At 44.8% G+C, this 12,945-nt stretch carries 7 protein-coding genes; all 7 read right to left on the reverse strand.

All coding sequences use genetic code 11. The features are described 5' to 3' along the window. Positions 1-13: 13 nt before the first annotated feature. The 7 genes from ABTV71_RS17725 to ABTV71_RS17755 all read right to left on the reverse strand — a co-directional run bounded on the left by ABTV71_RS17725 (position 14) and on the right by ABTV71_RS17755 (position 12,796). Positions 14-1,423, reverse strand: a complete 1,410-nt coding sequence (locus ABTV71_RS17725) for an alpha-L-fucosidase (RefSeq protein WP_433900515.1) — start codon at positions 1,421-1,423, stop codon at positions 14-16. 1 nt (position 1,424) lies between these two features. Continuing rightward, entirely contained in the window at positions 1,425-2,660 is a 1,236-nt protein-coding gene (locus ABTV71_RS17730) for a glycoside hydrolase family 88 protein (protein WP_433903719.1), read from the reverse strand. Positions 2,661-2,776: 116 nt separating this feature from the next. Next, the gene (locus tag ABTV71_RS17735; RefSeq protein ID WP_433900517.1) at positions 2,777-3,703 is read right to left on the reverse strand and encodes a DUF5017 domain-containing protein; all 927 of its coding nucleotides are present in this window, start codon (positions 3,701-3,703) and stop codon (positions 2,777-2,779) included. A 23-nt stretch (positions 3,704-3,726) separates the two neighbouring features. Next, positions 3,727-5,304 (reverse strand): RagB/SusD family nutrient uptake outer membrane protein, encoded by a 1,578-nt coding sequence (locus tag ABTV71_RS17740; protein WP_433900518.1) that lies wholly within the window; start codon positions 5,302-5,304, stop codon positions 3,727-3,729. A 4-nt stretch (positions 5,305-5,308) separates the two neighbouring features. After that, positions 5,309-8,437 (reverse strand): SusC/RagA family TonB-linked outer membrane protein, encoded by a 3,129-nt coding sequence (locus tag ABTV71_RS17745; RefSeq protein ID WP_433900519.1) that lies wholly within the window; start codon positions 8,435-8,437, stop codon positions 5,309-5,311. A 156-nt stretch (positions 8,438-8,593) separates the two neighbouring features. Continuing rightward, a complete protein-coding gene (locus ABTV71_RS17750; protein ID WP_433900520.1) occupies positions 8,594-12,580 on the reverse strand; it encodes a hybrid sensor histidine kinase/response regulator transcription factor in 3,987 nt (1,328 codons plus the stop codon). 60 nt (positions 12,581-12,640) lie between these two features. Beyond that, positions 12,641-12,796, reverse strand: a complete 156-nt coding sequence (locus tag ABTV71_RS17755) for a carbon starvation CstA family protein (protein WP_433900521.1) — start codon at positions 12,794-12,796, stop codon at positions 12,641-12,643. Positions 12,797-12,945: the final 149 nt, after the last annotated feature.

The following is a 12,945-nucleotide window of genomic DNA, read 5'->3' on the forward strand; positions in this document are numbered from 1 at the left end:
GTGTTGTATAGCGTTATGACTGGCCAACAAGTGTTACCTTGAAAACATAAACAGGTATCTCTCCGTCTGTCGCTGAAGGGACAGGAAGATGTAATGCTTTAGCGTCCTGTTTCCATTTGATTTTCTGCTTGCTTCCCAATAGCGTAATTTTAGCTATTTGCGCCTGACCTGCTGCCAGACTTTTTACCGCCGCAAAGTCGGTCTTTGGACTTCGTACAAACACATAAACAAAGCCATCCTTTGTCGTAAAACGGATGTCGGACACAATATCTTTTGAGGTGGCATCATTTTCGGCGTCTTTGATCGTTTGTTGCCCCGCGATCTCGGTTTCCTCCTCATGTAACTGGTTTCCTTCGCTTTGTATTTTCCATTCGCCTGACCCGTATATTGCCTCTGCATTGAGGCTCATCCAATCTCCGATACTCCGTAATCTGGCCATACTTTCCACAGGAAAGGTACCATCCCCTTTCGGGCCGATATTCAGCAGCAGATTTCCACCTCTACTAACCACTTCTACAAGATTTCTAACCAATATTTCGGGACTTTTCCAGACTGTATCATGCTTATTAAAACCCCAATTGCGACTCATTGTGATGCAGGCCTCCCATTTGCCCTTTGCTTTATTCATTAGGGATTGCTCAACGACTTCGTAGTCGCCCAGGTGATTGCCGATACGACTATTGATGATGCAATTGGGCTGTAAATCGGTAATGAACTGTTGGATTTCTGTGCTTTGTTCTTTAGTAAAGAGTTCGGGCGTATCAAACCATATTATACCAATGGGACCATACTGTGTCAATAATTCGTGTAATTGTGGTTTTACTTTTCGCTCGATATATTTTGATAAATCTTTGGCGTCTTCATTTGGATAATCCCAGAAGTTGCTTCGTCCGGCCTTGCTAGGCCAATTGGTAGGAACATCCGGATCTGCCCAGTCCCGCCCTAATGAATAGTAAAAGCAAAGTTTTAAATCATAACGTTTGCAGGCATCAGCCAGGTCCCGCATTGGGTCCCGCTGCCAGGGAGTCTGCTGGACAACATTATAATCGCTGCTGGGGGAATTAAACATGGCAAACCCATCGTGATGTTTTGCTGTAATGACAATGTATTTCATGCCGGCCCCCTTGGCGGCCTTTGCCCAGGTATCGGCATCAAATGCAGCAGGGTTAAAATCTTTGGCGATCTGCGCATACTGTTGCAGTGGGATCCTTTCATATAACATAAAATGTTCTCCGCCCCGTGTTGGCCTGCCATTCCAGTCACCGGCAGTCTGAGAATATAGGCCCCAGTGGATAAACAGTCCAAATCTGGATGCTGACCACCAGGCCATCTTATCGGAGCTGCCCATAGGCTGTTGCTGGGCGAACGACCATAGCGAACAGCCCAACAAAAAGCACGACAATAGTATCGTTTTAATCTTCATACTAGGCCCCATTTAGTTTTCTGTAACGTAGCAACGCTTCTAAAAAGTAGTAATCTGCATAGATAAGCGGAACATCAATTTCACTTTTATGTGGCATGCTTCCTGTCGAGTGTTTAAGGATGAAGCCGCCATTGGTCCCCTTTTCAGCCAAGTATTCGCTGGAGGAGAGCGATTTCAACGTGCTTTCGGCAAAGTTATAATAGCGTTTGGCATCTGCTTCGGTCATATAGGTGGATAATTCGAGCAAGGCTGCACTGACCAGTGCAGCCGCCGACGCATCCCGTGGTATATAGTTCAGCTTTCGGTTTGCATAATCCACATCCGGTCGGTATCCTTCCTGGCCAGCATTAAAATCCCAATAGGGAACATTATCCTTTGGCAGGTTGGGATGATTCATATAAAAATCTGCCGCTTTCCTGGCTGCATCCAGATATTTACTGTCCTTGGTCTCGCGGTAGAGCAGCGTATAGCCATAGATTGCCCAACCCTGCCCTCTAGACCAGGTTGAATTGTCGGCATAGCCCTGATTGGTCTGCTGATGCAGGACTGCTCCCGTATTGGGATCATAGTCCACCACATGGTAGGTGCTGTAATCGGGCCTGAAATGATTCTTCAGGGTATGGTCGGCATGACTGATGGCGGCATTTTTGTATTTGGGGTCTCCAGTTAATGTTGATACAAAAAACAACAGCTCCAGGTTCATCATATTATCGATGATCACCGGATATTTCCATACCGTTTTTCCGTCCCAGGAAGCTTTTTCATTCCAGGATTTGATCAGTCCAACTTTCGGATCAAAGCGCTTCAGGGCAGACTCTGCTGAATGTACGAGGAGCTGCTGGTATTTTTTGATCTTTGTAGAATCGTCCTCCAGCCGTAAAGCGTTGCCATACGAACAGTACATCACAAAACCAATGTCATGATGTTGGGTCAGATCCTTCGCCTTTTCCAGTTTTTCGGTCCATGCTGTGGCCTGAGCTTTGACCTGGGGATCTTTTGTATACTCATAAATATACCAAAGCGCGCCCGGGAAAAAGCCACCTGTCCAATCCCATTCATCGGTTCCCACCACATGCCCTGTTGTATCCAGCGTCCGAGGAAAGTTGCTGTTATCAAGGAGCAGGTCATATTGCGCTCTGGCTCGCGTAAAGCCGGCAGCCACAAAATCGGAACTGTTCTGCTTGGTGCGCTGCTGCGCACAGGAAAAGAGGTTTGTCAAAAGAAATAAGAATATCATTTTAAGTCCAAAAGAATAATGTGTCTGCTTCATAAGATTTTATTTACTGCGCTGTTGATTCTTGTATATTATATTTTTCGGGCAATATCGGATTATTTTTTCCGCATGCGCCGGTTTCATTCCGTCACTTCCAGTTCGACTGTTTTGACTACAGGGTATTCTCCGTACACATTGCTATTACTGCCTACGAAAGTAATTTCATAAGTCCCGGGAGCTGTGAAAGTGTAAGCATAGGTATCCATACGGGTGCTCATATTTTTGAGCGCTACCCCTTTGTCCGGTGTCACACTGGTGAGGTCCAGCGGTTTTGAGATAGCCCACACCTGATTGGAGCCTATTGTTGCTCCGCCACCCTGAAAGCGTAGCCCCGCACTGCTTAATAACCAGGAGACAGGAGAATTTTCCAGACCGATTGAGGTCCAGGCTGCACCTTGCAGATTTGCTACCGGCAAGGTGATGCCCTCTGTTGTTTCGGTATTTAGGCTGAACTGATTGATCCACCAACGGGGCTGTGTCGATCCGGTATTCCCGGTGTATTTAAAAGCAAAATAAACCATGGCATTCGCATTCAGATTAAAACCCGACGCACTTAATTTCGACAGATCAACTTGTCCCGAGGATACGTAGGTAGCGTCATTGGCCTGGATGCCAGATAACTTAAATGCGGCGGTAATATCCACCCAGTCGCTCTCCTTGATCGCATCAGGCTGATAAACTCCTGCAAATTGCTGCGATACCAGTAGGCGGAGAGAATTCGGCTGTTGCGCATCCGTACCATAACGACGGTTGGTCGAAAACTCCAGTGTTACAGCCTGTGGAATAGCTTTGGTGCGCTCGCGGTAAACGTACTTATGGCCTTCTTCACCAGAGAAGAACGTCAGCTGGTCGGGATTGCCACTGATATGGAACAACACTTGCTCACCAACTTTATAGCTATTTTTATCCGTATGGACTTCTAAGTTCAAAGGGATGGCCTCTCTTTTCTCGCATGATTGTAGGATTGGCAGTACGAGAAGCGATGCTATATAAATATATCTTTTCATAATTTTCACATTATTAGCTGGTATTACCATGCGGGATTTTGCGTCATCAGGTTATTCAGGGATAGTTCGTTGATTGGAATAGGGAAATACGTATCGCGATCACTGACATTATTGAAAGCCAATGCCATGTACCGATAATCGGCCGGCGCCAACTGGTTATACTGTTGGGCAACCAGTTTCATTTCGGCAATGAAAGTACCATAACGTACGAGATCAAATTTCCGCAACCCTTCGTAGCATAATTCCCGAAAGCGTTCCTCCCGTATAGCTATTCGCATTTCGCTTTCATTGGTTAGCTCATTATTCCGGTTTGAAGCATTTGCACGGTCACGTACTTCCTGAAGTGCATTTTTGGCACGGGCCGTGGGGCCATTCACTTCATTTTCGGCTTCAGCAAACATCAACAGGACATCAGCATAACGTAATAGCGGAAAATTAATTGGCGTATAATTCCTGTTTTTAGGCTTTAAGGTCTCGTAATCTCTTCTAAATTTGGCGGCATGCCGACGCTCAATTTCCGCTGCCGTATAGAATACAGAGTCTGTGATCAAGTTGTTGGCATGGTTGTACCGATAACTGGCGATGTTCCAGTCCCGGCGTTTGTCTGTGGGTTCGTAAGATTCAAAGAGCTTGCGCGTGGCAGCCAACAGACCATAGCTAAAGCCCTTGCCCTCATCGCTGGTCTGTATGCCACTTTGATTGCCAATGCGCCCAGCTTCAAAATCACCGCTGCGATTGCCATAGAATTCTACCTCCCAGATGGATTCGCTGATATTATACCGGTCTGCCGCCATATCTGTAAAGATCTTTTTGTAATCTGCGACAAGGCTATGTTTATAATCTCCCCCTTGTGGAAAGACCAGTTTGCTCGACCATTCCAATGCTTTTTGATACTTGGATGCGTCATTGAGCGGAGCTCCGGCCATTTTTAGGTATACCCGGGCCAAGATGCCCCGGACGGCAGATTTTGAAACGCGGCCAGCATGACCGTACGCCTGAATGTCCTTGACCATGGAATCCGCTGCTTCCATCTCCTGCACTATAAAATTATAAACTTCCGCCTGTGGCGTACGTGCGATATTGACATTACTGACCGAACTTGTAGGCGCTGTTTTCAAAGGAACGTCCCCCCAGTTGCTGACCAAAATAAAATAGTAATAGGCCCGCAAAAACCTGACTTCACCTATCACAGCCTGTTTATCAGAAGCAGCCATCTGTACGGCCTCAATTTTGCTCAGAAAAAAATTGGCCCGCTCAATACCCTCATACAGAAATCGCCAGATATCATTGATTTTTGGATTAGAAGCGTCGTAACTATAGATTTCTGGTCCAGCGAGATAAGATGAGCGAAAATAGGCCCCCTCATCACCCAGGGTCAGGTAGCTCGAATAGGTGGATCCGTAAAAGTCTTCCCTGCCTAGAATATCGTATACGCCAACAAGTCCGGTCATCACCTCCTTTTCATTCTGATAATAATTTTCCTTGACCACATCAAAGGGCTGCTTGTCCAAAAATTTAGAACATCCTGAAAAAATTGAAGTCAACACCACTAAATACAAGAAGCTTAAATGTTTATATTTTTTTGTTAATGCTAGTTTCATAAGATTACAGATTAAGGTTGATACCAAATACAAAGGTTTTGGGTCTTGGGTAAGATGAATAGTCAAAGCCGGGTGTCAGCGCCGAGTAGTACACAGCAACCTCGGGATCATATCCTGAGTAATTGGTAAGTGTCCATATATTCTGTACGGAGGCATAGATACGCAGGCTTTTGATTTTCCACTTGTCTAACAGGCCCTTATCAAAAGTATAACCTATAGATCCTGTTTTCAGACGCAGGTATGAGCCGTCTTCGATAATGCGGGTCGAATAGACATTAGGCCCCTGGCCCCCCACACGGGGCATGGTAGAAGAAGTGTTTTCCGGTGTCCAGCGGTCCGCATAGCTCGCAAATTGATTGAGATGTGCTTTACTGCCATTTTCAAACAACAGCCTATTGGCATTGACAATATCGTTTCCATAAGACCACTGGAAAAATAAGTGGAGATCAAAATTCTTGTATTTAAAGGTATTCGCAAATCCCCCCTGGTGAATGGGATATCCACGTCCGATCACTGTCCTGTCAAGATTATCCACTACCAGATCCCCATTGAGATCCTTATACTTCACGTCGCCGGGGCGAATCGAGCTACGTGTATTACCATTGGTCGCCACCGTCTGTTTTAAGAGGTAACTGCCATTGGGCTGTTGGTCAAAGTCTTCATATTGATAGACACCATCCCAGAGGTATCCATACATCTGTCCGAGTGGCTGATTGATTTTGGCAATATATAATGGAGTAGTTCTGTAATCCTGATCCCAGGCCAGTGCCGTGGTCAGGCTTTCCTGATTTTCGGTAAGTTCAACCACTTTATTTCGGTTAAAGGAAATGTTGAAGGAACTATTCCAGCTAAAATTGGCTTTTTGGATGATATCTCCCGATAAGGTCAATTCAATCCCCTTGTTGCTCGTTTCACCTATATTTTTAAAGGCATTGCTATAGCCCGTGGTGGAGGGTAATGCTGCATAGAGCAGGAGATCGTAGGTGCGCTTGTGGTAATAATCCGCCGTCAGCATCAACCTGTTTTTAAAAAGCCCCAGATCGATGCCGGCATTGCGCTGTGCCGTACTTTCCCAGCGCAGATCCGGTGTTCCGATACCAAGGTACATCCCTTGTAAAAGCTCATTTCCCCAGGAGTAGTAACCGTTGGTGCTGACACTGGTATTTTCAAAGTACACAGGCGAAAAAGAAGCATATTCACTCACCCTGTTATTTCCTGTAATTCCATAACCCAGTCTCAGTTTCGCATCCGAGAAAAGTTGCTGATTTTTCATAAAGGGTTCATTGATCAGTCGCCAGGCGAATGCAGCAGAGGGAAAGTACCCATATCTGTTATTGCCAACGAACTTGGATGAGCCGTCTGCCCGAAACGATGCGGTCAGGAGGTAGCGGCTTTTGTAATTATAGTTTACGCGGCCCAGATACGAGAGCATGGACCATTCCGATTGCAGAGAGGTGACAGGCTGGGGCACCCCTTCACTCAGGCCTGCCAGTCCCTTGATCTCGTTGGGCAGATGAATGGCTGAAAAGCCATACCTATGGTACTTGTTGCCCTGAAAAGTGATCCCAACAACCGCATTTAGGGTATGGTCTTTAAATTTTTTGTTGTAGGTCAACAGGTTTTCGTTGAGCCAAGTGTTGCTCTGCGTGTATAGAATCGAACCGTTTACGCCATTTGTGCTTCCGGCAAAACCGTACCGGGTACGTGAATTGTTGTATGTGTCCAGCCGTGTATCCGAATTGTTAATACCGCCATTAATCCGCAGTTTTAGTGCCGGAGAGAACGCGTATTCGGCATAACCGTTCACGATAAGCCGGTTGTTATAGTTTTTGCGGAGCTCATTCTGAGCAGAAAGTATCGGGTTGAACCGATAGTCGTTGGTGGGGTTAGCGAGATCGTCTGTTGGATCATTCAAAAGGTCTTCATCGGCAAAAGCAATGGGACGGTAGCCCCATACGCTGTACATCAGGTAGTTCATGGCGGAGAATGCGGATTCAGGAGCCGCGGGATTGCTGCCATCAGTAAGTGTGCCGGTATACATGGCATTGATACCGACTTTTAGTTTCTGAAAACTCTGATCGAGCGTGATCTTCCCTTGTTTACGGTCAAATCCCGAATTAATGATAATACCTTGTTGACCAAAGATATTACCTGAAACGGAATATTTTGTGTTGCTGTTGCCGCCCATGACCGAGAGGCTGTGGTTGTGCATCACGCCATCTCTAAAAATATGCTGCTGCCAGTCGTTGCTCGGTACAGACCTATAGTCTTCTAATGTCTTGCCATCGTTAAAATAAGTGAGCTGCGCGCCGATAGGATCGCGTTCTGCCTGCAAACGGACAAATTCATAGCCATTCATCAGATCCATGCTATTGATGATCTGCTGCGATCCTATATAGCCACTATAACTGATCTGTGGAGCTCCTGCTTCGCCCTTTTTTGTGGTGATCAAAATAACACCGTTTGCACCACGTGCACCGTAAATCGCAGTGGCAGATGCATCTTTCAGCACTTCGATCGAAGCGATTTCATCCGGATTAAGGACATTACTGTTCGCATTTTCTATTGGAAAACCATCGATGACATACAGGGGTGAATTATCCTGTGTCAGGGAATTGGCGCCACGGATCACAATGTTCATCTCACCGCCCGGTTTCCCGCTTTCTGATGTGACCTGTACACCGGCTACACGACCGGCCAATGCTTCCAGTGCGGAACCAACGGGAGCCTTCTTGATATCCTGCATATTGACTGATCCCACCGAACCTGTAAGATCTTTTCGTTGCACTTCACCGTACCCGATTACAACAACTTCATCTAAGGACTTATTGGTCTGTACGAGTTTTATCTGCAACACTTTAGCATCTTTTACAGCAACTTCTTGTTCATCATAACCGATAAATCTAAAGATAAGTACAGCTGAAGTGTTCGTGACCTGAAAAGAGAAGCGACCATTAAGGTCCGTGGTTCCTTTTGTACCGGAGCCCTTTTGCAAAATACTTACACCTGGCAATGGCTTTCCCGTAACTATATCGGTTACTGTTCCACTGATCTGCTGATTTTGTGCATAGAGCTGCGGAACTTGGAACAGGCAGGTCGCTCCCAATACGATTGTTTTTAGATTCGGTATCATATTTTACATTTAATAAATTAATTGGTTTTCGGGCAATCCGACATGAGGTAGTATTTGCCCATAGCTTTTTTCTGTCGTAGAAAGAAGCTTGACAAATATTTGAATCTTTATGGAAAATAAGGGGGTAAAAAATCGGAAATATAGGGGTAAAATCTCTTAGCGTAAGCTATTTTCCCTATATTGAGTGGGATTTACACCAAATTTCTTTTTAAATTCTTTACTGAAATACTTTCGATCGTTGAATCCTACAGAATAGGCAACAGATGCGACCTGATCAGACTGTATCAGGAGATTTGCAGCGACACTCAGACGGATATCTTTAATCAATTCGGCAACACTGAGGCCTGTCAGGCTTTTGACCTTCTTCAACAGCGCACTTTGGCTCTGGCCCATATTTTCCGCTAAAGTCGCAACTGAAAACTCAGCTTCGGCGATATGTGCTTCGACCATCGTTCTTAACTTATCCAAATAAGCCGCAGCAGCATTGTTTATGTTTTCATCACGTTTCGATAACAGCAAATAGCGTCGGTTACGTTCCTTAACCAACTCTAAAGCTGATATGGTGTTGAAAATCTGAAGATCTAAAACCTGTAAGTTGAATGGTTTAGTTACATAATTGATGATGCCACTTTGATAACCAATGATACTATCCTTCTCCTCTCCTTTGGCTGTCAGCATAATTACGGGAATGTGGGCTGTATCCGGATCGGCTTTGATGGATCTCACCAGTGTGTATCCATCCATCTGAGGCATCGCGATATCTGTTATAATCATATCGGGCATGCTATCGGCAATTGCCACAAGCGCCTCCTTTCCATTGGCCGCAGCACTTACGTTGTAGCATGTCTGCAGATGGTTGAGCAGAAAAGAACGGAGTTCGTCATTATCTTCTACGATCAGCAGCTGATAATCCCGGGCCGAGTCCGGAATACAGGCCGCGGTACTTTCAGTCGTACTTGTCTCCGAAATAATTTCCGTCGGTATCCCCTGATGTTGCCGGATACATGCCGGCAACAATATGGTGAATACGGTGCCCCCCTGTTGGCCCAGCTGCAGCGGATTGTCAAGATAGAGATTTCCTTGATGCAGTTCTACGAGCTCTTTGGCGAAAGACAAGCCGATTCCCCAGCCTTCTTTCCCTTTTCCCGCATCAGCTTGGTAAAAGGTATCGAATATGCGCTCCCGGTCTTCCCTTTTGATACCTTGACCATTATCCATCACATGGATAAACAGATCTTCGTTCCGCTGACGGATGACAAGTTGAACCGTTGGATTATGCTCGCGCCGAAATTTAAAGGCATTGGAAAGCAGGTTGAGCAATACTTTTTCCAGCTGCTGGGGATCAGCCATAAAAGAACCTTCAAATTGATTATCCAAGACATAGCCTATACCCGATTCTTCGGCTATCACAACAAAGGATTGATGTATATTCTCAAAATAACTTCTTGAGTCGATAGCAACTTTATTCAAGGTCAATTTTTGGGCATCCATTTTATTGAAAGACAATAATTCTTGCGTCAAATGTAGCAGCCGCTTAATATTACGTCTCACCTGCTGTAACTGCGCATCCACCTGATTGTCGAGCCTTTTATCCAGCAATATTTTCTCTATTGGGGCATGGATCAAGGTCAGTGGGGTGCGGATTTCATGGCTGATCTTGGTGAAGAAATCAAGCTTTGACTGCATCAGCGCAGCTTGATCCTGATGCAGTTTTTCCTCATAATATAACTTTGTTTTAAGCTGCTTTTTGTCCAGGTTATAGCGGTAGAAAAAATAGACAATGCCCATCAGTAGCAGTGTATACCCGGTATAGGCCCAGATAGATTTATAAAAAGGCGGAGCAATGTTGAACACCACAGATTTGCTCACGTTACTCCATAGTCCGTCATTATTGGCCGTCTTTAACCGAAGCGTATATCGTCCGGGGCTCAGATTGGTATAGGTTATGGAAGGCTGATCGGTCAGATTCCATTCTTTTTCGAGTTCTTCAATTTTATAGGCATAGCTGTTTTTTTGCGGATTGATAAGGTTGTCTGAACTAAAGTCGATCGTAAATGTATTTTGGTCATGTTTCAGTGCAATTTCCTCCGCCCGGTCCGGATTTAGGTAGCCCAACACTTTGTCGACTCTCGTCCTGGTCAGACCGTTGATAGAGAAGCCCGAGATCAACAATTTGGGCACCCCCTCATTTGACTGGTGATGAGACACGTCGAGACTGATCAAGCCTTTGTGCGAACCGACGAGCAGCTGCCCATCCCGGCAAAAAATGGCATTTGGTAAGAATTCATTTGTTGGGAAACCATCCTGAATATCCATATAGCGTTTTGCTCCCGTCAGCTTATTGTAAAACACGAGTCCATTATTTGTGGAGATAATAATTTCGTTGGCCTTGTTTTCGGCAATCCCCAATACATGGTAATAGCTACGCGTTGGAAATAACTCCACCCTGTTTACCACTCCTGTTTTCGGATTATAGTTATAAAGCCCCTTTTCTTGCGTCCCAATCCATATTTGTGAAGTCCTATCTTCAAAAAGCGTGTTGATATAATGATCTTTCATAAGATCCTCAGAACGATAGATTCCTTGTTGTTCAGCACTATTGCGGAGCTGACCAAGCCCCTGGGCCGTTCCAATAAATAGACTACCGTTTCGGCTGGCTAAAATATGCTTGATATAATTGTTGGCGGTATTTTTTGTAAATGTGCTGGTAGGTTGAATAGCAGTCGTAAACTGACTATTGATCATTTGTAAGCCTTTGTTGCCGGTCCCGATCCAAATATTCCCGAGGCTATCCCGGTTAATGCTGCTGATGTAATTCTGGAGCAGCGTAATACCATTTTCACCGGTAATATTGTAATAGCGAATATCTGTGGTATTTTGACGGCTGATGCGAGCCAGCCCTGCGCCGAACGTACCCACGTAAATATATTTATCATCTGTGAGCAGGCATTTGACCGTATTGGACCGAAGCTCTATTTTCCGATATACATCACTACCCTTTTTGCGAACGTTCAGCCCGTCCCGTTCTGTTCCCACCCAAGTATTTTCATCATCGTCAACGGCAATGGCGCTGACCAGATTTCCGCTCAGATGTTTGAAATTGCCGTCTGCGAGATCTACCTTAAAGGGATATACCGATGGATGATGATAGTTTATTCCGCCAAAATTTGTCCCCATCCAAACAATACCCTGCCGATCAATATAAATCGTCTTGATGGAATTATCATTGATACTGAAAGGATTGATGGCACTCGATTTTATCTGCTGTATCTGACTTCCGTCGGGCTGTAGCAAATTGGCCCCTTCCATTGTCCCCACCCAGATATTTTTGGCTTTATCTATCGCTATCGCTCGCACATAGTCACTTGATAGTCCCGTTTTTCCTGTATAATGCGCAGTCTGCTGAAATAAGATGTCCAATTCAAAAAGACCATGTCCATCCGTGGCAATCCAAATTTTATCTGTAGCCACTCGCTTAATATCCTTCACGGATATCGCGGAGCTATTTGTATGACTTAGTTTAATTGGTTCAATTGTTTTTTGATCCCGCCAAAGATATAATCCCCTGTTGGTCCCGATCAAGATATTTCTTCCCAGCTGTAACAAGGAGTAGATTTCCAGTCCGGGGAGAATATTCACGTTTTCTATTTTTGGATGATCGGCATTTTTAATGCACATCAGACCATTATTTGTACCGAGTAAGACGCTAGATTCAATAAAACAAATTGCTAAAACGGCAAAATGGTTGCTATTTTTAGGTTTGACATGCTCAAAGCTAATTCGCTGAAAACGGTCTTGTTTAGGCTGATAAATATTTAGGCCCTGCTGTGTTCCGATCCAAAGGGTCTTTTGGCGCGGATGTTCAGCAATGGTGTAAATATAGTTGTTCGTGGAAATGGTGTTAACATCGTTATTATCCGAACGGTACTGTTTAATGCGCTTACCATCGTATCTATTAAGTCCGTCCCTGGTACCGATCCAGAGAAAACCTGCATTGTCACGGCATATACTCAATACGGTGCTATTCGAGAGCCCTTTATCATAAGTTAAACTACCGAAATGATACTGGGCTTGGGCATGTTGTGCAAATAAACAGCAGATTAGCGTTAAATAAATAATGCATTGGACATATCTTTTTGTCATTTAGATCCTTCAACTGGTAGTAGAGACAAGTATACGATTTTCTCTGCAATGAATGAAAAATTACGTACCATTAATTGGTCTACAAATAAAAGATTTATCGCGTATATTTTGGGGTTTGCGTAGCCTTTCGTTTCCTAGCATCATAGGCGTCGTTCCGGTCGCAATAATCACATGGAGACCCGAAATTGCACCGCAAGCGATCACGATAAAGGTCAATGGAAGACCGGAAGTGTTTCTCCAATTCTATGGATAGCATTTGCGATATAAAATGGCTTAACGAATGTAGCTAACTGAAATTATCTTTCAGCCTTAAATACACATTACTCAATGGCGTTTGGGCCTTACTTGTCGGTTGGTCTTCCGAG

It is taken from the genome of Sphingobacterium puteale, from assembly GCF_050986225.1.
Taxonomy (GTDB): Bacteria; Bacteroidota; Bacteroidia; order Sphingobacteriales; family Sphingobacteriaceae; genus Sphingobacterium; species Sphingobacterium puteale.